At 68.2% G+C, this 19,628-nt stretch carries 20 protein-coding genes; 13 read left to right on the top strand and 7 right to left on the bottom strand.

Annotated features, from left to right (window positions below; all coding sequences use genetic code 11):
- Positions 1–157: 157 nt before the first annotated feature.
- The 4 genes from ACKN61_RS16585 to ACKN61_RS16570 form a co-directional block, all read right to left on the bottom strand.
- Positions 158–643: a Slp family lipoprotein gene (locus ACKN61_RS16585; protein WP_408950456.1), complete on the bottom strand. Its 486-nt coding sequence runs from the start codon at positions 641–643 to the stop codon at positions 158–160.
- On the bottom strand, positions 640–2,643 hold the full coding sequence (locus ACKN61_RS16580) for a DUF3488 and DUF4129 domain-containing transglutaminase family protein (protein WP_408950455.1): 2,004 nt from the start codon (positions 2,641–2,643) through the stop codon (positions 640–642). The genes ACKN61_RS16585 and ACKN61_RS16580 overlap by 4 nt, the downstream gene beginning before the upstream one ends.
- Positions 2,636–3,568 carry a DUF58 domain-containing protein gene (locus ACKN61_RS16575; RefSeq protein WP_408953847.1) on the bottom strand — a complete coding sequence of 311 codons (933 nt, stop codon included), beginning with the start codon at positions 3,566–3,568 and terminating at the stop codon, positions 2,636–2,638. The genes ACKN61_RS16580 and ACKN61_RS16575 overlap by 8 nt, the downstream gene beginning before the upstream one ends.
- A gap of 92 nt (positions 3,569–3,660) precedes the next feature.
- Positions 3,661–4,635: a MoxR family ATPase gene (locus ACKN61_RS16570; RefSeq protein ID WP_031373701.1), complete on the bottom strand. Its 975-nt coding sequence runs from the start codon at positions 4,633–4,635 to the stop codon at positions 3,661–3,663.
- 312 nt (positions 4,636–4,947) lie between these two features.
- On the opposite strand from ACKN61_RS16570, the gene ACKN61_RS16565 reads away from it, so the two are divergent.
- On the top strand, positions 4,948–6,798 hold the full coding sequence (locus ACKN61_RS16565) for an ArnT family glycosyltransferase (RefSeq protein WP_408950454.1): 1,851 nt from the start codon (positions 4,948–4,950) through the stop codon (positions 6,796–6,798).
- 64 nt (positions 6,799–6,862) lie between these two features.
- Here ACKN61_RS16565 and ACKN61_RS16560 read toward each other — a convergent pair whose 3' ends face one another.
- Both ACKN61_RS16560 and ACKN61_RS16555 read right to left on the bottom strand, forming a co-directional pair.
- Positions 6,863–7,441: a Maf family protein gene (locus ACKN61_RS16560; RefSeq protein ID WP_408950453.1), complete on the bottom strand. Its 579-nt coding sequence runs from the start codon at positions 7,439–7,441 to the stop codon at positions 6,863–6,865.
- Between the two features lie 55 nt (positions 7,442–7,496).
- Complete coding sequence (locus ACKN61_RS16555; protein ID WP_152566378.1) at positions 7,497–7,859, bottom strand: hypothetical protein; 363 nt, start codon at positions 7,857–7,859, stop codon at positions 7,497–7,499.
- Between the two features lie 126 nt (positions 7,860–7,985).
- On the opposite strand from ACKN61_RS16555, the gene ACKN61_RS16550 reads away from it, so the two are divergent.
- From ACKN61_RS16550 to ACKN61_RS16540, 3 genes are all read left to right on the top strand, one after another.
- Positions 7,986–8,507 (top strand): YceD family protein, encoded by a 522-nt coding sequence (locus ACKN61_RS16550; protein WP_031373697.1) that lies wholly within the window; start codon positions 7,986–7,988, stop codon positions 8,505–8,507.
- A gap of 131 nt (positions 8,508–8,638) precedes the next feature.
- Positions 8,639–8,833 (top strand): 50S ribosomal protein L32, encoded by a 195-nt coding sequence (rpmF, locus tag ACKN61_RS16545; RefSeq protein WP_031373696.1) that lies wholly within the window; start codon positions 8,639–8,641, stop codon positions 8,831–8,833.
- 265 nt (positions 8,834–9,098) lie between these two features.
- Complete coding sequence (locus ACKN61_RS16540; RefSeq protein WP_223621683.1) at positions 9,099–10,079, top strand: beta-ketoacyl-ACP synthase III; 981 nt, start codon at positions 9,099–9,101, stop codon at positions 10,077–10,079.
- Positions 10,080–10,082: 3 nt separating this feature from the next.
- Here the strand turns inward: ACKN61_RS16540 and ACKN61_RS16535 are convergent, their stop codons facing one another.
- Positions 10,083–11,042, bottom strand: a complete 960-nt coding sequence (locus ACKN61_RS16535; RefSeq protein ID WP_408950452.1) for a hypothetical protein — start codon at positions 11,040–11,042, stop codon at positions 10,083–10,085.
- Positions 11,043–11,128: 86 nt separating this feature from the next.
- On the opposite strand from ACKN61_RS16535, the gene fabD reads away from it, so the two are divergent.
- The 9 genes from fabD (at position 11,129) to ACKN61_RS16490 (ending at position 18,908) form a co-directional block, all read left to right on the top strand.
- Positions 11,129–12,013: an ACP S-malonyltransferase gene (gene fabD / locus ACKN61_RS16530; protein ID WP_408953846.1), complete on the top strand. Its 885-nt coding sequence runs from the start codon at positions 11,129–11,131 to the stop codon at positions 12,011–12,013.
- Between the two features lie 194 nt (positions 12,014–12,207).
- Positions 12,208–12,954 carry a 3-oxoacyl-ACP reductase FabG gene (gene fabG, locus ACKN61_RS16525; RefSeq protein WP_031373651.1) on the top strand — a complete coding sequence of 249 codons (747 nt, stop codon included), beginning with the start codon at positions 12,208–12,210 and terminating at the stop codon, positions 12,952–12,954.
- A gap of 128 nt (positions 12,955–13,082) precedes the next feature.
- The gene (gene acpP / locus ACKN61_RS16520; RefSeq protein ID WP_031373652.1) at positions 13,083–13,322 is read left to right on the top strand and encodes an acyl carrier protein; all 240 of its coding nucleotides are present in this window, start codon (positions 13,083–13,085) and stop codon (positions 13,320–13,322) included.
- 157 nt (positions 13,323–13,479) lie between these two features.
- Complete coding sequence (fabF, locus tag ACKN61_RS16515; RefSeq protein WP_031373653.1) at positions 13,480–14,730, top strand: beta-ketoacyl-ACP synthase II; 1,251 nt, start codon at positions 13,480–13,482, stop codon at positions 14,728–14,730.
- Between the two features lie 133 nt (positions 14,731–14,863).
- Positions 14,864–15,709 carry an aminodeoxychorismate lyase gene (gene pabC, locus ACKN61_RS16510; RefSeq protein ID WP_408950451.1) on the top strand — a complete coding sequence of 282 codons (846 nt, stop codon included), beginning with the start codon at positions 14,864–14,866 and terminating at the stop codon, positions 15,707–15,709.
- 67 nt (positions 15,710–15,776) lie between these two features.
- Complete coding sequence (gene mltG / locus ACKN61_RS16505) at positions 15,777–16,925, top strand: endolytic transglycosylase MltG (RefSeq protein ID WP_408950450.1); 1,149 nt, start codon at positions 15,777–15,779, stop codon at positions 16,923–16,925.
- Positions 16,922–17,578 (top strand): dTMP kinase, encoded by a 657-nt coding sequence (gene tmk / locus ACKN61_RS16500; RefSeq protein ID WP_408950449.1) that lies wholly within the window; start codon positions 16,922–16,924, stop codon positions 17,576–17,578. The genes mltG and tmk overlap by 4 nt, the downstream gene beginning before the upstream one ends.
- Positions 17,575–18,552 carry a DNA polymerase III subunit delta' gene (locus ACKN61_RS16495; protein WP_408950448.1) on the top strand — a complete coding sequence of 326 codons (978 nt, stop codon included), beginning with the start codon at positions 17,575–17,577 and terminating at the stop codon, positions 18,550–18,552. Before tmk ends, ACKN61_RS16495 begins: the two co-directional genes overlap by 4 nt.
- Positions 18,549–18,908: a PilZ domain-containing protein gene (locus ACKN61_RS16490; RefSeq protein WP_031373658.1), complete on the top strand. Its 360-nt coding sequence runs from the start codon at positions 18,549–18,551 to the stop codon at positions 18,906–18,908. Before ACKN61_RS16495 ends, ACKN61_RS16490 begins: the two co-directional genes overlap by 4 nt.
- Positions 18,909–19,628 lie beyond the last annotated feature (720 nt).

Raw genomic sequence — 19,628 nt, 5'->3', positions numbered from 1 at the left:
CTTTTCCCCCTTTGAAAAGGGGGGAAGGGGGGATTTGCTCCTGCTTCGCAGCACGGGAACGTGCCCGGACCGTTGCATATCCACGCCCCAAAACCAACGAAGGCGCCCACAGGCGCCTTCGTTCGTTACCGCAATCGCGAAACGATTGCGCGGTGCCTCACCACCAGCCCCACCACGGCCACGGCGCCGGGCGTTCGATCACGTCGACGCGCTCGCGCACCGGCCACAGATAGACGACGTCGGCATCGAGTTTCGGGAACCGGTAGTCGTATTCGCCGATGCGGCGCGACTCGTAACCGGAGATGCGGCCGGTGAAGGTCACTTCGCGGTTGCGCTCGAACAGGGCCGGGTCGTAGAAGCCGGCGCGGCAGGCGAGGAAGCGGCCGCCGATGTCGTCGGTGGCCCAGTACGGCCGGCCGGAATCGCCCAGGCGGGTCGAGATCATCTCGAAGCAGGTGCGGTTGGCCTGCGGTTCGACGTTGACGATGCGGCCGCCCCAGCGCACGACGGCGCCGGTGCTGTCCTGGGCTGCGGCATCGGACGGGGTCAGGGCGGTGAACGCCCCCTGCAACGGTTTGGGCTGCGAGGCGCAGGCGCTGATCAGCGCGACGCCGGCAGCGAGTAAGGCAAGTCGGAGCTTCATCGACGTTCTCCAGTGGGGCCGGGGCGGTGTGCGCGTAGCGCCCGGACCAGTTCATTGCGCAGTTCTCGGGCCTCGCGCCGCCCGGGTTGGCCACCAGCGTACCGCCAATCGCTGAAATGTTGGCTGAGCCGGAGCAGGCTTTCGCCCAAATCCGGGCGGGCCTTGGTCACACGTTCAGCCCAGGCCAGCGCCGGCTCGTGCGCCTCGCGCTCCAGGCCGAGGCGGCGATAGCGGCGCGACAGCCGGTGCCAGGCGCGCAGGACCGGGTCGCGCTCGCGCTCGCCGCGGCTGCTGAGCCAGACCATCCACAGCAGGGTGAGGCTGGCGAACAGCACGAACAGGGCGATCAGTTTGCCGCTGTCCAGACGGTCGACGCCGAACGGCTGCAGCATGCGCTGCTGGCGGCTGGCATCGAAACCGAGCACGAAATCGTTCCAGCCGCGGCGCAGCCAGTCGCTGAGGTTGAACAACGGCGTCGCCCCGGCGATGCCGCCGAACAGCCCGCCGGCGCCGGGGCGGCGGTCGGCGAGGGTGTCGTAGATGCGTTCCGGCGCAACCGCGGCGGTCGGGTCCACCCGCACCCAGCCGCGGCCCTGCAGCCAGACCTCGGCCCAGGCGTGGGCGTCGGAGCGGCGCACCAGCCAGTAGTTGCCGACCGGGTTGAAATAGCCGCCGGCGTAACCGGTGACCACGCGGGCGGGAATGCCGGCGGCGCGCATCAGCACCACGAACGAGGAGCTGAAGTGTTCGCAGAAGCCGGCCTTGTGATCGAACAGGAACTCGTCGACCGAGTGCCGGCCGAGCAAGGGCGTGGCCAGGGTGTAGACGAACTCGCGACGGATCATCGCCAGGGCGCGGTCGACGATGACGGTGTCGTTGTTGCCGGCTTCGGCGCGCCAGCGCTGCGCCAGGGCGAGGGTGCGCGGGTTGTAGCCGCTGGGCAGGGACAGGGCGGCGCGGCGCAGGGTTTCGCGCAACTGCGGCTCGTACGAGGCCGGCGGCGCCGATTGCAGGCGCCAGCGGCTCAACGAGGTCAGCGCACGGTCGGCGTAGATGCCGTGATCGATCGACAAGTGCGTGCCGGGCGGCGCTTCGCGCGGCAGATCGAGCGAGACGAACTGGCGCGTGTCGGTGGGCTCGACTTCGAGTTCGTAATCCCAGTTGGTGCGCCCCGCGCGCATCGGGGCCGCCGGCAGGCCCTGGAACCAGCGCGGCTGGGTCCATTCGCGGCCGTCGAAGTTCCACAGTACCGGCCCGCGCCAGTACATCTGCGAGGTCGGCGGCGCCGCGCCGCGAAAGCGCGCGCGCAGCGTCACGGTCTCGTCGTTCATCAGGTCGACCATCTCGCCCGGGCTCATCCGGTCGGACAGGCCGGGGCGGGCGAGGGCGCGCTCGGGCACGCCCCATAACGGCGAGCTCAGGCGCGGGAACAGCCAGAAGACCGCCAGCGCGAGCGGCAATCCGATCGCCACCAGGCGGCCGATCGCGAGCAGGCGTTGCCAATGCGTTTGCGCCGGCTCGACCGCGCGCAGCGGGTCCGGGCGCGATTCGATTTCGGCCAGGCGTTGCAGGGTGGACAGGGCGAACATCGCCGCGGCCAGACCGAGGGTGAGCGACAGCGGCCCCTGGTCGAGCAGGAAGGTCGCGAACGGGCCGAACAGGGCGAAGCCGATCAGGCTGCGCGCGTCGCGCAGGGTGTGGGTTTCGGACGGTTTCAGCGCGAACATCGCCGCGAGCAGGGCGCAACCGGTGTCGCGGCCGAGGGCGAAGCCGGTCATGATCAGCACGGTGCCGATCAGCGCGACCAGCAGCACCAGGCGCAAGGCGCTCGGCAAGGGGCGGCGCCAGGACAGCACGCCGATGCCGACGCCGGCCGCGGCGATCACCGCGGCGATCTGCAGCGGCAGTTGCAGCAACAGGGGCAGCAGGCAGCAGGCGCCGGCCAGCAAGGCCCAGCGGCGGGTGGTCGGCTCCAGCGCCGGAGCGGCGGGCTTAGCCATGCGGCATCAGCGCCAGTGCGCGCAGGCAAGCGTGGCGATGCCCCGGCCCGGTGCCGGGGCCGAGCGTGGGTTGGTTCGGCAGGCTCAGCCGATAACGGCAGCCGTCGCGTTCGGCCTCGTCGACCCAGCGCGCCAGGCGCGAAATCCTTGCCTCTTGGCCGAGGCCGGTCAGGCGATGCCATTCCAGTTCGACGTCGGCGCCGAGCGGTTGTTCGTATTCGCGCACCAGCAGGGTGTCGCGCCGCGCCGAATGCTTCCATGCGATGGCGCGCCGGGCATCGCCGAAACGGTAGGCGCGCAAGTGATGGACGTCGTCGCCGCTCGGATGCAATCGCGTCACCGCCTGATCGCCGCCGCCGACCGGCAACGGCGGGCCATGCGCTTCCGGGGTCGGATAGACCAGCAGCGGCGCTTCCGGCCAGACATGCGCCCAGGCACGGGCGAGGCCCAGCGGCCGGGTCGTCGATATGCGCAAGCGCGGCAGGTCGAGCCAACCGCGTCGCTCGGTAGCGATGCGCAGTTCGGCTTCGCCGGCACCCTGCTCGAGATCGAGCACGGTCGCGTCGATGCCGGCCGCGCCGTGATCGTCGATGCGCAGGCCGCGGCGCACCCGGTCGGGGGCGGCGCGCGCATGGACGCGCACGATCAGGGGCAGGCCGGCCGGCACCGGTTCGGCGTCGATCGCGACGATGCTCAAACCCGCCAGTTGCAACTGCGCCGCGATCAGGCTGGCGAGCCCGGCGCCGCCGAGCAACAGGGCGAGCAGGAAGGCCGGGTTGTTGTTGTAGTTCAGCGCGCCCAGGGTCATGGTCGCGAGCAGGGCGCCGTAGAACAGGCCGAAACCGGTCGGCAGCACGTAGATGCGGCGGCGGTCGAAGCGCGCCGGCAAGGGCTCGGGCCGGCGCGGACGCGTCAGCGACATCATGCGTGCGCGCAGTGCGCTCCAGCGCCGTGTAGCGGGCCGGGTCGGGCCGTGGTCGAGATCGTCCTGCGCCTGCGTCGCCGCCATCGCCGCGTTCAATCCACCGTCACGGCGTAGAGGATGGACTTGGCGATGTCGGGCGCGGCGTCGGCCTCGGCGACCAGGCGGTGCGAGGCGACGGGGGCGAACAACGCTTGCACGTCCTCGGGCACGACGTGGGCGCGGCCCAGCAGCAGGGCGTACGCGCGCGAGGCGCGCAGCAGGGCCAGCCCGGCGCGCGGCGACAGGCCTACGCGCACGCCGGGGTGCTTGCGGCTGCGTGCGAGCAGGGCCTGCACATAGTTGATCAGGCTGTCGCTGACATAGACCGCGTCGACCGCGCGCCGGATCGCCAGCACGTCGTCGGTGCTCAACACCGGCTTGGTCTGGGCGATCAGATTACGGCGATCGGCGCCGGCGAGCAGGTCGCGCTCGGCGGCTTCGTCGGGATAGCCGAGCTGCAGGCGCAGCAGGAAGCGATCGAGCTGCGAATCCGGCAAGGGATAGGTGCCCGACAGATCGACCGGGTTCTGTGTGGCGATGACGAAGAACGGGTCGGGCAGCGGATGGGTGCGACCGTCGACGGTGACCTGGTGTTCGGCCATCGCCTCGAGCAATGCGCTCTGGGTGCGCGGCGGCGCGCGGTTGATTTCGTCGGCGAGCAGGACCTGGGTGAACACCGGGCCGGGATGGAATTGGAACTGGCGCGATTGCGGGTCGAACACCGACACGCCGACCACGTCGGCCGGCAACAGGTCGGAGGTGAACTGCACGCGCTGGAATTCCAGGCCGAGAGTCGCGGCCAAGGCATGCGCGAGCGTGGTCTTGCCGAGTCCGGGCAAATCCTCGATCAGCAGATGGCCGTCGGAGAGCAGGGCGACGAAGGCCAGGCGCACTGCTTGCGCCTTGCCGAGCACCAGGGCATTGACCTGGGCCTGTGCCTGTTCGAGGGCCAGGCGCAGGGCATCGGTTAGGATGGTCGCGTTATGGACAGCCGTCGTGCCTGCTGCTGTGATCTTGCCTGCCGTCATCGTGCGTCTGTCCTGTGTCTGTAGCGTCGTGTCCGCCGTCGACCCTCGCGGTCGCAGGCATCGCACGAGCGCGGATCGCGCCGGAGTGCGGGCGCCGAGCGCGGGTTCGCATCATCGCGTGCGAACCCCGTTTTTGCAGCAGCGGTCTCGAAGGCGTTCGGAGTATCTGGGATAGACGTCAACAAACCGCGGCGAACAAGGATCGGTTCGCCCGTTGCGGCTTCCCGCCCCTTGCTGTGCGAGCGTCGCGAATGAACCGGCGACGCCGCAACGTGTCCAACCCCATCCAGAGTGTAGCGAGGTCGCGTGCCGATGCGGGATAAGGATGAAGCCCAGCCGATACGGCGCCTGTTCTGGGTGTTGTGGGCGGCGGTGCTGTTGCTCAAGCTCGGCGTGGTTGCGCAATTGCCGCTGTTCGTCGACGAAGCGTTCTATTGGCAGGAAGGCCGGCATCCGGCCGCCGCTTATTCCGATCTGCCCGGCCTGACTGCCTGGTTGGCGCGACTCGGCGTCGAGTTGGGCGGCGACCATACCTGGGCGCTGCGCGCACCGTTCCTGGCGATGTCGGCGCTGGTGCCGTGGTTGTTGGCGCGGATCACCGCGCGCGAATTCGGCGAACGCCAAGGCTGGGTGGCCGGTTGTTTCGGCGTCTTGCTGCCGCTGTCGGGCAGCCTGGGCCTGCTCGCGCTGCCCGACGCGATGATGGCCCTGGCGACCTTGCTGTGCCTGGACGCCGGTGCGCGTCTGCTGCGCGAGGTCGATGCGCGGGCCGCGGTCGAACTGGCCGCCGGCCTCGCCCTCGGCGCCTTGAGTCACTACCGTTTCATCGCCGTGATCGCGGTCGGCGGCGTGGTCCTGCTGTGCCTGCCCGAAGGCCGCCGCGCCCTGCGCGACGTGCGCGTGGTGATCGCCGCGGCGATCGGCGCTTCGGCCTGGGCGCCCTTGGTCGCCTGGAACATGGACAACGCCGATGCCGGCCTGCGCTTCCAGTTGGTCGACCGGCATCCCTGGTCGTTTCATGCCGAAGGCCTGTGGTTCGTCGCGATCCAGGCCTTGTTGGTCACTCCGCCGTTGCTGATCGCCTTGGCCCTCGCCGGCGTCCGGGGCGCTCGCGCGGCGTCGCCGATCACCCGCTACTTCGCCTTGTTCGGCAGCTTGATCGTGCTCGGCTTCTTCGTCCTGGGTTTCTTCGCCGATACCGAGCGGGTCAGTTTCCACTGGCCGCTGCCGGGCTTCATGGCCTTGTTGCCGTTGCTGCCGGGCGTACTGGCGGGATGGCCGCGATGGGCGCGTCGGCTCACTGCGGCGGTCGCTGGCATGGCGCTGCTGGCGATACTCGGTTACTACCTGGTCGTTTCGGTGCCCGGCCTGCGCGCGCGCAGCGCCGGCGAGAAGTGGTATCCGTCGAACTTCGCCGGTTGGGGCGAACTCGCCGATGCGGTGCGGCAACGCCAGCGCTCGATGCCGCCGGGCACGCGCATCGTCGCCGACAACTTCAAGGTCGGCGCCGAACTCGGTTTCGCGCTCGGCGATCCGCGCATCGCCGTGCTCGACCACCCGATCAACCACAAGCACGGGCGCGCGCCGCAGCTGCGGTTGTGGGGCCTGCAAAGCGCCGGACGCGACGAGTGGGGCACGGCGCCGGTGCTGCTCGTGGTCGGCGCCACCGAGGTCGAATACAAGAACCTGTTGCGTCGTTACCACCAACTGTGCGCGATGGTCGGCCCCTTGCCGCCACCGCAGATGCTCAACGTCGATCACGGCCGCCAGCGTTTCGCCCTGTTCGCGCTCGACGGAGCCAAGCGCGAAGGCGATTGCACGACGCCGGCGATGGCCTGGGTCGATGCGCCATTGCCGGGGCGCAAGGTCGGCCGCGAGTTCGACGTCAGCGGTTGGGCGTTCAAGGACGGCGTCGGCCTGGCGCGCGTGGAAATCATGCTCGACGGCCGCGTCGTCGCCCAGGCGAGTTACGGCCGCGAATTGCCCGGTGTGCGCAGTTACTGGGAGGTGTCGAACGATCCGCAGCATCCGCGGGTCGGCTTCGATGCCAAGGTGCGCCTCGACGCCGAACCGCCCGGCCGGCATTGGCTGGGCCTGCGCCTGCACGGGCGCGACGGCAGCGTCGAGAATTGGGCCGAGCAGCCGATCGAGGTGCGTCGCTGAGCCGACGCCGGTCTTTCAGCGGATCCGATGCGCTCGCGGGCCGTGGCCGGCGAGCGCGGCGATCTCAGGGCAGTCGATAGCCGGCTTCGCGCAGCAGGCGCGCGGTGGCGATCAGCGGCAGCCCGATCAGCGCGGTCGGGTCCTGCGATTCGATCGCGTCGAACAGGGCGATGCCGAGGCCTTCGGACTTGAAGCTGCCGGCGCAGTCGTAGGGTTGCTCGGCGTCGACGTAGCGCGCGATCTCTTCCGCGCTCAGTTCGCGGAAGCGCACCGTGGTGACGTCGAGCGCGGTCTTCGGCGCCTCGCCGTGGCGCAGCAGGCACAGCCCGGTCAGGAAACGCACCTCGCGGCCGGACATCGCCCCGAGCTGGGCGAGGGCGCCGTCGCGGCCGCCGGGCTTGCCGATCGGACGGCCGTCGAACTCGGCGACCTGGTCCGAGCCGATCACCCAGGCCCCGGGCTGCAGCGCGGCGACCGCGGCGGCCTTGGCCACCGCCAGGCGGCTGGCCAGGGCGAGCGGAGTCTCGCCGGGCTGCGGGGTCTCGTCGGTCTCGGGACGGGCGCTGTCGAAAGGCAGGCCGAGCCGGGTCAGCAGCTCGCGGCGATAGACGGAGGTGGAGGCCAGGATCAGTCGCGCGGACATCGGAGACCCGAAAGAAGGAGAGAGGAGCGGCCCGGATCGAGTCGGGCCGGCCGGTTCAGGCCAACGGCGCGCGCGCCTGTTCGATCTGGTTCAGCTGCTGATCGATCCGGCTGCGGGCCTCGTCGATCGAGGTGCGAACCTCGGCCAACTGGGCGACGCTGGCCTGGCGGCCGTGGTCGCGCAGCCACAGGCGCTGGCGCAGCATTTCGCGCATCGCATCGGCGACCGGGTCGCGGCCCTCGTCGCCGGCGACCGCCTCGATTTCGGCCCGGGCCAGGCGCAGCCTGGCTTCCAGGGCGTCGGCGGCGTCCAGCAGTTCGCGCACCGCGCGCTCGCGGCGGCTCGGGAAGTAGCGCAGGCCCAGCGAAACCGCCAAGGCCGCCAGTGCGGCCAGGCTCAGCAGCAGGAGGGTCGTCAAGGTCGGGCTCGGTGCGCGGGCGGGGCCGGCAGTCTGCACGCCCGGGCCGGCCGACGGCAAATCCCTGCGCCGGCCTGGGGTTACGGTTTGACAGCGCGGGGCTGCGTCTCTAACATTCCGCGGCTTATGTCAGCCGATGTGCCATCTGGGCGGGTGCCCGAAGTTCTGGATGCCTGGCGCCTGGTGGCGGCACGGCGCGGCGTGGAAGGTCGTTTGCCGTTGTCGGCGCTGACCCGGTTGCAGGGCAGTCTGCTCGATACCGAGGGCGAAGTCCGGTTTTCCCTGGATTTCGACACCGACGAACTGCAGGTGCCCTATGTCGAGTTGAAGATCGACACGCAGTTGCCGCTGTTGTGCCAGCGCACCCTGGAGCGTTTCCTGCTGCCGGTGCAGATGGTCCAACGGCTCGGCCTGATCCGCGAAGAGGCGGACGAAGCCGCGCTGCCGCCGGGTTACGAGCCGCTGCTGATGCCCGAAGACGGCATGTTGCGCGCCTCCGAGCTGGTCGAGGACGAACTGATCCTCGCCGTACCGGTGGTGCCGATCGCGCCCGGCAGCGAGTCGGTCGAGCGCGACTGGCCGGCCCCGCAGGAAGAGCTCGACAGCGCGAACCCGTTTTCCTCGCTGTCGGCGCTGAAGAAGAATTGAGCAAGACCCGGTTTTACCCTTAGCACCACCATTCAGATCCACTCCGACCTGCAGGCGAATCGCAAGCCGCTCCTGCTAATCGGGCTTACGCTATCCACCTCAGGTTTCCACCGCTTTTCCGGAGCAAGACCATGGCTGTTCAGAAGTCCCGCGTTTCCCCGTCCCGCCGCGGCCAGCGCCGCGCCCACGACGCGCTGACCAGCAAGCAGCTGGCCACCGACCCGACCACCGGCGAGACCCACATCCGCCACCACGTCACCGCCGACGGTTACTACCGCGGCAAGAAGGTGATCGAGACCAAGACCCGCATCGCCGACGAAGAATAAGCTTCGTCCGCATGCCGCGCCGCGCGCCTGGATGAAGGCGCGCGCTGCCGTCGGCACGCCGACGGTCATCGCGCTATCGTTCTACCGCCAGCCCGTGCTGGCGGTCCTTGCTTCTGAGAAGCCATGCTTCCAAGAGGCCATGCTTCCAAAAAGCACGTTAGCTTTTATGAAGCACATTCCGGCGGCCTGCGTTCCATAACGCTATCGCGGCGTTCGGAGCGTCATCGGTCCTCCGGTACGTATACGGCAACGCCGCGGAGTGGTGATGACAGATCGGATTTACGCCCGCATCGCGGGTACCGGCAGCTACCTGCCGGAAAAGGTGCTGACCAATCAGGACCTGGCCAAGCTGGTCGACACCAGCGACGAATGGATCGTCAGCCGCACCGGCATCCGCGAGCGCCATATCGCCGCCGAAGGCGAGACGACCTGCGACCTGGCCTATCACGCTTCCGTGCGCGCGCTCGAAGCCGCCGGCGTATCGGCGCAGGAGATCGACCTGATCGTGGTCGGCACGACCACGCCGGACCTCATCTTCCCGTCCACCGCCTGCCTGTTGCAGCACCGTCTCGGCGCCAACGGCTGCGCGGCGTTCGACGTCAATGCCGCTTGCTCGGGCTTCGTCTACGCCCTGACCATCGCCGACAAGTTCGTGCAGTCGGGCGCGGCCAAGACCGTGCTCGTGGTCGGTTCGGAAACCCTGACCCGGATGCTCGACTGGAACGATCGCGGCACCTGCGTGCTGTTCGGCGACGGCGCCGGCGCGGTGGTGCTCAAGGCCGACAGCGAGACCGGCATCCTCAGCACCCACATGCACGCCGACGGCGGCAAGAAGGAACTGCTGTGGAACCCGGTCGGCGTTTCGGTCGGCTTCAAGCCCGAAGAGCACAACGCCGGCGTGAAAGTGCTGATGACCGGCAACGAAGTGTTCAAGTACGCGGTCAAGGCGCTGGACTCGGTGGTCGAGGAGACCCTCGAAGCCAACGGCCTGGATCGCCACGAGATCGACTGGCTGATTCCGCACCAGGCCAACCTGCGCATCATCGAAGCCACGGCCAAGCGCCTGGACATGCCGATGGATCGCGTGATCGTGACCGTCGACCGTCACGGCAACACCTCCTCGGGTTCGGTGCCGTTGGCGCTGGACGAGGCGGTGCGTTCGGGTAAGGTGCAGCGCGGGCAGTTGCTGCTGCTCGAAGCTTTCGGTGGCGGTTTCACCTGGGGTTCGGCGCTGCTGCGCTACTGAGCCTTAGGCGACGCATTCGCGTCCACTGGGCCGGCCACGACTTCGTCGTAGGCCGGCCTTCGTGTTTCCGGGGTTTGGTTTTTTCGTCACCGGCCTGTAGGGGCGGCGTGAGCCGTGACCTTTTTCGTGTGGCGACGCAGGCTTGTCGTTGTCGTTGTCGTTGTCGTTGTCGTTGTCGCGGCTTGCGCCGCTCCTACCCAAGAGCGGCGGCGGTTGCCGTAAAGGTTCCGCCTTTGTCGTTGCAGTAGCAGTTGTTGCTGTTGCTGTGCGTCGAGCCGCACTCGCGAAGGCAACAGAAGACCCGGAGGGCGGCCCGCATGAATGCGAGCCGTTTTTCATCGGGACAGGGATGTCCCGTATGAAAAATCCCTGCGTCGGCATCGCTCGTGCGGGCTTGTGATTCAAAGCAAAAGCATTTTTCTTTGTGACTTTCTTTTGTTGCTTTAGACAAAAGAAAGTTACCCGCCGCTTTAGTGGCGGAAGCTTTTGGCGTTTGATCTTGCTGATCGAGAAGCCACAAGCAACAGCAGAGCTTCCGTCCGCTAACGCGGCCGGGTTACTTTCTTTTGCTAAGCCCAAAAGAAAGCTAACCAAAGAAAAGGGCTCTCCTTGCAAGGGCACAGGCCACGAGTGCGATGCCGGCGCCGGGATTTTTCGATAGGACATCCTTGTCCTATCGAAAAACGGCGCACGTCCTGTGCGCCGCCCTCCGGGTCTCCACTTGACCGGCAAAGCGGCAAAGCAGATCAAAATCTCGGCAACGGCAACGGCAACGGCAACGGCAACGGCAACGGCAACATCCTCACGGCGATAGCGACGCCAACGGCAAGGAATGGACAGGCGGGGAGGGGCAGAGCGCCCGGTGCGGCCGCGCCGCGGATCGTCGCGGATCGCGCCTTCCTGCGACGCGATGTGACGCCGTACCGCCGAGTACAGACGATCCCGGCGGTTCGCCCGTATCATTCCGCATCCTTACCGATCCGGCAGCACGCGTGACCGATCAGCAGCTTTCTTTCGTCTTCCCGGGCCAGGGCTCGCAATCGCTCGGCATGCTCGCCGAGTTGTCGGAACTGCACACGCAGGTCCGCGAGACTTTCGCTGAGGCCAGCGAGGGCGCCGGCGTCGATCTTTGGGCCATGAGCCGGGCCGGCCCCGAGGAAATGCTCAACCGCACCGAATACACCCAGCCGGCGTTGTTGGCCGCGGGCGTGGCGGTGTGGCGGGTATGGCAGGCGCAGGGCGGGGCGCAGCCGGCGGTGTTGGCCGGGCACAGCCTCGGCGAGTACAGCGCGCTGGTCGCGGCCGGCGCCTTGTCGCTGCGCGACGGCGCGCATCTGGTGCGTCTGCGCGGACAATTCATGCAGGACGCCGCACCCGCCGGCACCGGCGCGATGGCCGCCGTGCTCGGCGCCGAAGACGCCCTGGTCGAAGAGATCTGCGCGGCGGTGTCGGGCGCCCAGGTTGTGGTGCCGGCCAATTACAACTCGCCGGGCCAGATCGTCATCGGCGGTCATGCCGACGCGGTCGACAAGGCGCTGACGCGCTTGGCCGAGGCCGGCGTGCGCAAGGCGGTCAAGCTCGCGGTCAGTGTGCCTTCGCATACGCCGCTGATGCGCGACGCCGCCAATCGTCTCGCCGAGGCGATGAGCGGCATCCAGTGGCAGGCGCCGTTGCTGCCGGTGGTGCAGAACGTCGATGCGCAGGTCCACGAAGGCGTCGATGCGATTCGCGACGCCCTGGTGCAGCAGTTGTACCTGCCGGTGCGTTGGACCGGTTGCGTGCAGGCGCTGGCCGCGCGCGGCGTGGTCCGCATTGCCGAATGCGGCCCCGGCAAGGTCCTCGCCGGCCTGGTCAAGCGCATCGACAAGTCCCTCGAGGGTCGCGCCATCGGCACGCCGGCGGATTTCGCGACCGCCCTGGCCGACTGGCGCTGAACCCACGACCGCGTCCCGACTGTCACCGATTCGCGCTACTCAACCTCGACCCCAGCCTGTAGGCTTGGCCGCGCAAAATCGCGGTGCGAGCGCGAGGCGGCGGGGTCGTGCGACGAGACGGCCGCGGCGTCGGATGCGTCGCAACCCACCCGCCAGCACCCCACGAGCCAGCGGCAATACGGAGTGAAGCAAGCATGAGCACGTCCCCGCTTTCGGGCGAGATCGCCCTGGTCACCGGCGCCAGCCGCGGCATCGGTGCGGCCATCGCCGACGAACTAGCCGCCCAGGGCGCCACCGTCGTCGGCACCGCGACCAGCGAAGCCGGCGCCCAGGCCATCGCCGCGCGCCTGGCCGCCAGCGGCGGTCACGGCCGCGTCGTCGACGTCGCCGACGCCGCCTCGATCGAGGCCCTGATCGATGGCGTGTCCAAGGAGATCGGCGCGATCTCGATCCTGGTCAACAACGCCGGCATCACCCGCGACAACCTGCTGATGCGCATGAAGGACGAGGACTGGCAGGCCATCCTCGACACCAACCTCACCAGCGTGTTCCGCACCAGCAAGGCGGTGATGCGCTCGATGATGAAGGCGCGCAAGGGCCGCATCATCAATATCGCCTCGGTGATCGGCGTGACCGGCAACGCCGGCCAGGCCAACTACGCCGCGGCCAAGGCCGGGATCATCGCGTTCAGCAAGTCGATGGCGCGCGAGATCGGCAGCCGCGGCATCACCGTGAACGTGGTCGCCCCCGGTTTCATCGATACCGACATGACCCGCGAGCTGCCCGAAGAGGCGAAGAAGGGCATGCTCGACCAGATCGCGCTGGGCCGCTTCGGCGAACCGGCCGACATCGCCCGTGCGGTGGCGTTCCTGGCCGGCCCCGGCGCGGCCTACATCACCGGCGAAACACTGCACGTCAATGGCGGCATGTACATGCCCTGAGCCTTTGGCGTAGGCTGTAAGCGATTGAACCCAAAGGAGTTTCGTCGAAAGGCCGGCGGCCCTCGCGAAACCTCCCGATTCCATTAGACTATTCCATCGAAAAACCCCTCACGGGAGGAGCAGCATCCATGAGCAGCATCGAAGAACGCGTCAAGAAAATCGTGGTCGAACAGCTTGGCGTCAAGGAAGAAGAAGTCACCAACAACGCTTCGTTCGTCGACGATCTCGGCGCTGATTCGCTCGACACCGTCGAGCTGGTGATGGCGCTCGAAGAAGAGTTCGAGTGCGAGATTCCGGACGAAGAAGCCGAGAAGATCACCTCGGTGCAGCAGGCGATCGATTACGTCAAGGCGCACGTCAAGTCGTAAGGCGCCTGAGGCATGCCGCCCGTGCTTTGGCGCTTGCGGCATGCGTGCAGTACGCGAATCAGGTGACAACTCGGGGCCGCATTGCGGCCCCGTGCTTTTCAGGCCGGTCGATACGCCGGCGTAGGTCCGAAGACGGATTCCACAGAGGTAGCGTTGCATGTCCAACCGTTCCTTCAACCGCCGTGTGGTCGTCACCGGCCTCGGTCTCGTCTCCCCGCTCGGCAACGACGTCGCCAGCAGCTGGGACGGCATCGTCAACGGCCGCTCGGGCATCGGCCCGATCACTCATTTCGATCCCGCTCTGTTCACCACCCGCATCGCCGGCGAGGTGCGCGACTTCGACATCACCAAATGGGTGGGGCCGAAGGACGCGAAGAAGATGGAAGAATTCATCCATTACGGGGTCGCCGCGTCGTTCATGGCGCTGGAAGACGCCGGCATCGTCGTCGACGACTCCAACGCCGAGCGCATCGGCGCGCTGATCGGCTCGGGCATCGGCGGCCTGCTCGGCATCGAAGAGCAGACCATCAAGTACCACGAGGGCGGCCCGCGAAAGATCTCGCCGTTCTACGTGCCCAGCACCATCATCAACATGCTGCCCGGCCAGGTCTCTCTGCTGACCGGCATCAAGGGTCCGAATTTCTCCGCCGTGTCGGCCTGCGCCACTTCGAACCATTCGATCGGCATGGCGATGCGTATGATCCAGTACGGCGATGCCGACGTGATTCTCGCCGGCGGCGCCGAGCGCGGTTCCTCGCCGACCTCGGTCGGTGGCTTTTGCTCGATGAAGGCGATGTCGACCCGCAACGACGATCCGATCCACGCCTCGCGGCCGTGGGACAAGGACCGCGACGGCTTCGTCCTCGGCGACGGCGCCGGCATCCTGGTGCTGGAGGAATACGAACGCGCCAAGGCGCGCGGCGCCCGCATCTACTGCGAACTGGCCGGTTTCGGCGCCAGCTCGGACGCTTTCCACATGACCGCACCGAGCGAGAACGGCGAAGGCCCGGCGCGCTGCATGGCCGCCGCGTTCAAGGACGCCGGCATCAACCCCGACCAGGTCGGTTACCTCAACGCCCACGGCACCTCGACGCCGCTCGGCGACCTGGCCGAGACCCTGGCGATCAAGCGCGCGCTCGGCGACCACGCCTACAAGACCATGGTCAGCTCGACCAAGTCGATGACCGGGCATCTGCTCGGCGCGGCCGGCGGTGCCGAGGCGATCTTCTCGGTGCTCGCCCTGCATCACAACATCATCCCGCCGACGATCAATCTCGACGAGCCGGGCGAGGGCTGCGATCTGGACTACGTGCCGAACACCGCCCGCGACGCCAAGGTCGACATCGCCGTGTCGAACGGCTTCGGCTTCGGCGGCACCAACGGCACCCTGGTGTTCAAGCGCATCTGATTGCGGCGATGCAAGCGAAGGCCCGCGACGACTTCGGTGGTCGCGGGCTTTCTGCTTTTCCGGGAGCCGCGATCGCGATCGCACCGCTCCCATCAAGGCTGCGCCGGACATTCGCCGCGCGTACGATGCCGGCATGACGACCACTGCATCCGCTGCGCCAAGTAACGATGCCCGGGTGTTCCTCGGCACGCGACGGGTCGATGCGCTCTCGCCGTACGACCGCGGACATGCCTATGGCGACGGCCTGTTCGAAACCCTGCGCGCGCATCGCGGCGAGCTGCCGTGGTGGGACGCGCATTGGGCGCGGCTGGCGCGCGGCGCGCAGCGTTTGCGGCTGCCCTTGCCCGATCCGGCGCAGGTCCGTTCGGAGGCCTCGCAAGTGCTCGCGGGCCTGGACGCGGTGCTCAAGCTGATCCTGACCCGCGGCGAAGGCGGCCGCGGTTACGCGCCGTCGGCGCAGGCCGAGCCGGTCTGGACGATCTCGCGCCATCCGTTGCCGCCCGCGTCGCCGGCCGGTGGTTTGACCCTGCGCTGGTGCGATCTGCCACTGTCCGAACAGCCGGCCCTGGCCGGCCTGAAGCACTGCAACCGGCTCGAACAAGTGCTGGCGCGCGCCGAATGGGACGATCCGGCGATCGACGAAGGCCTGCTGTGCGATGCCTCCGGCGCGGTGGTCTGCGCCACCGCGGCCAATGTCTTCGTGTTGCAGGCCGGCGTCTGGCTGACCCCGCCGGTGGATCGTAGCGGCGTCGCGGGCGTGTGCCGGCAGGTGCTGATGGAGCTGGCCGAGGTCCGGGTGCAGCGCCTGAACGCCGCCGACGTGCTGGGCGCCGACGCGGTTTTCCTGTGCAACGCCGTGCGCGGTATCCTGCCCGTGGCGCGGCTCGGCGAGCGGCATTGGGCGCCGCATCCGGCCGTGGCCGGGCTGCGGCACCGGCTCGGCGCGACGCATCCCGCCTTCGTTCCGTCCCAGGACTGAGCCGCCGCACCCGCGGCCGCGCGGTCGCGGCGGCGCGCGGCGGGTCGGATCGAACAACGGAGGTTTCGTGGCTGAAAAGAAACGCAAGCGCGGCTGCGGTTGCCTGATCGTGATTCTGCTGCTGTTGGCCGCCCTGGCCGCGGCCGGCACCTGGCTGTGGCAGCGCTACGACGGCTTCGCCGCCTCGCCGATGAGCGGGCTGGAGAAAGGCGAAAGCCTGGTGGTCGAACGCGGCGATTCCTTGCCGGCGGTGGTACGCAAGCTGCGCCAGGCCGGGGTCGTGGAAGGCCAGGCACTGGAGTGGCGTGCGCTGGCCAAGCAGCTCGGCGCGGCCGGGCGCCTGCAGGTCGGCGAGTACGCGCTGGAGCCCGGCACCACGCCGCGCGATCTGCTGATCGCGATGCGCGACGGCAAGGTCATCAGCCATCGTTTCACCATCGTCGAAGGCTGGAATATGCGCGACGTGCGCGCCGCGCTGGCGCGTGCCGCCTTACTCAAGCAGGACGCCGCGCAGCTCGACGATGCCGCGCTGATGAAAGCGATCGGCCACCCCGGTCAGCATCCGGAAGGGCGCTTCCTGCCCGAAACCTACCTCTACACCGGCGGCGACAGCGATCTCGACGTGCTCAAGCGCGCCTACGAGGCGATGGACCGCGCCGTCGCCGCGGCCTGGAAGGGCCGCGATAAGGACAGCGTGCTGAAGACGCCGGCCGAGCTGCTGATCATGGCCTCGATCGTCGAAAAGGAAACCGGGATCGCCTCGGAACGGCCGCAGATCGCCGGGCTGTTCGAGCGCCGGCTCAAGCTCGGCATGAAGCTCGAAACCGATCCGACCGTAATCTACGGCATCGGCCCGAGCTACGACGGCAACATCCGCAAGCGCGATTTGCTGACCGATACGCCCTACAACACCTACACCCGCGCCGGTCTGCCTCCGACGCCGATCGCGATGCCGGGCATCGGCGCGCTCAAGGCCAGCGCGAACCCGGCGCCGGGCAATGCGCTGTTCTTCGTCGCGTCCGGCGACGGCAGCGGCGGCAGCCTGTTCGCGGCGACCTACGCCGAGCACCAGGCCAACGTGCGTCTGTACCTGCAGCGTTATCGCCAGCAACGCCGCAGCGACCAGCCCGAGGAAGGCAAGGCCGTGCTCGAGGAAGCGCGCCAGGAAGAGGCCGGGCAGGCGACGCCGCCGGCGGCCCCGGGGAGCGCGCGATGAGCCTGCCGACGCAAGCGCGTTTCGTCACCCTCGAGGGCGGGGAGGGCGCCGGCAAGTCGACCGTGCTCGCGGCCCTGCGCGGCGCCTTCGAGGCGGCGGGCATCGAGGCGGTATACACGCGCGAGCCCGGCGGCACCCCGTTGGCCGAACAAATCCGCGGGCTGATGCTCGATACCCACCACGAACCCGCGGCGCCGGCGACCGAGTTGCTGCTGGCCTTCGCCGCGCGCGCCCAGCACGTCGCGACCGCGATCCTGCCGGCGCTCGAGCGCGGCGCCTGGGTGGTCAGCGATCGCTTCACCGATGCCAGCTATGCCTACCAGGGCGCCGGACGCGGGCTCGACCCGGCGTTCATCGCCGAGCTGGAACGGCGCGTGGTCGGCATTCGTCCGGCCCTGACTCTGCTGCTCGACGTGCCGGTCGAGATCGGCCTGCAGCGCGTACGCGGCCGCGGCGCGGCCGACCGCATCGAGAGCGAACGCAACGATTTCTTCGAGCGCGTGCGCCAAGCCTATCGCGAGCGCGCCGCCGCCGAGCCGGAGCGCTTCGGCTTGATCGACGCCAGCCAGCCGGCCGATGCGGTCGCCGCACAGGCGGTGGAGCGCCTGCGCCGCACCATCGCGGCGGCGCCGGCGTTCGAGGCGGCACGATGAGCGTCGCCGCCTTCGCCCCCTGGCAGCGCCGCATCTACGACCAGGCCAAGGCCTCGATCGACGCCGGGCGCCTGGGGCATGGACTGTTGTTTTGCGGCCCGGCTCAACTCGGCAAGCGCGCCGTCGCCGAACGCCTCGCGCACGGCTTGCTGTGCCGCGAACGCGATGCCGACGGCGAGCCCTGCGGCAGCTGCCGCAGCTGCCTGTTGCTGGCGGCCGGCACTCATCCCGACTATCAGTTCGTCAGCTTCATCCCAAACAAGGAAGGCACCCGCCTGCGCACCGAGATCGTCATCGAGCAGATCCGCAATCTGTCCGAGCGCCTCGCGCTGACCCCGCAGTACGGCGGCGCCCAGATCATCCTGCTCGACCCCGCCGACGCCATCAACACCGCGGCCTGCAACGCCTTGCTGAAGACCTTGGAAGAGCCGGTGCCGGGGCGTTATCTGTGGCTGGTCAGTTCGCACCCGGCGCGTCTGCCGGCGACCATCCGCAGTCGCTGCCAGCGCCTGGAGTTCCGCCTGCCGCCGCAGGACGAATCTTTGGCCTGGTTGAAGGCGCAGGGGCACAGCGAGGCGGCCGCACGCGAAGCCTTCGATGCCGCGCGCGGCCACCCCGGCCTGGCCCATGAGTGGCTGACCGGCGACGGGCTCAAGTTGCGCCGCGAAGTCGCCGCCGATCTGGCCAAGCTCGGCCGCGGCGAGACCTCGGCGCAGGAAGTCGCGCAACGTTGGGTCGGCGACGAACAGGCGGTGTTGCGTCTGCGACACGCGTCCGACATCGCGCTTGCCGAGGCCGCCAACGGCTTGACCGACCCCGCCCGCGCGCGCAGTCTTGCGGCTTGGTTCGATCGCGCCAACCGCACCCGCGACCTGTTGCGGACCACGGTCCGCGCCGATCTGGCCGTGATCGAATTGTTGATGGCGTGGCGCAGCGACGAAGCCCGTCGCGCCGCAGGAGGAAGCAAGGCATGAATGCAACGGCAGGCGCAGCGCGACAGGGCATCCTGTCGTTGACGATCAAAGACAAGGCGGCGCTGTACAGCGCCTACATGCCGTTCCTGAAGTTCGGCGGCATTTTCGTCGCCACGCCCAAGCGTTATTTCCTCGGCGACGAAGTCTTCCTGTTGTTGACCCTGCCCGAATCCAGCGAACGCATGCCGGTCGCCGGCAAAGTGGTCTGGGTGACCCCGACCGGCGCCCAGGGCCATCGAGCCGCCGGCATCGGCATCCAGTTCGCCGAGACCGCCGAGGGCGATGCGGTCAAGGGCAAGATCGAGGCGTTGCTGGCGGGGACGCTCAATTCGGAGCGGCCGACGCATACGATGTAGGACGGCGTGTTTCGTGCCGCTGTCCTTCGTTTCTTAGGTTTGGCCCGCCAGTCTTTCGCATCTGCTCGGGCGAGCGCATCGGCTGAGGCTGGATTGATCTTCCAGCCTCCAGACACAGTTCTTGGCTTCATAGCTTCTTGGCTTCATAAGCTTTAGCTCCAAAGCTCCGGCTTAAGAGCTTGGCGAAGCCATGCGCTCGCGAAGGCGATAGAAGACCCGGAGGGCGCCGCACAGGACGTGCGGCCGGCTGTTAAATGGAATGCCGCGATAAGACAGGGACGTCTTATCGGAAAATCCCGGCGCCGGCATCGCACTCGTGGCCTGTGCCCTTGCAAGGAGAGCCCTTTTCTTTGGTTACCTTTGACCGAAGGGAATCCAGTCGGACTTTTGGGCTTAGCAAAAGAAAGTAACCCGGCCGCGTAGCGGACGGAAGCCTTGCACTTGCTTGAAGAATGGAACATTGCGAATCCTTCCGCTGTAGGAGCGGCGTGAGCCGCGACCGCGTCGCATCAATCTCGCACCGATGCCGGCCGAAGCCCGTCAGGGTAGGAGCGGCGCAAGCCGCGACCACGTCGTGGCGGTATCGCGGCGCATCTGTCCAGCAAGATCAAACGCCAAAAGCTTCCGCCACTAAAGCGGCGGGTTACTTTCTTTTGTCATAAGCAACAAAAGAAAGTAACCAAAGAAAAATGCTTTTGTTTTGAATCACAGGCCCGCACG

It is taken from the genome of Lysobacter sp. Hz25, assembly GCF_046097045.1.
GTDB lineage: Bacteria > Pseudomonadota > Gammaproteobacteria > Xanthomonadales > Xanthomonadaceae > Lysobacter > Lysobacter antibioticus_B.
The sequence above is the reverse complement of the archived record's forward strand: the minus strand, read 5'-3'. Positions and strand labels throughout refer to the sequence as shown.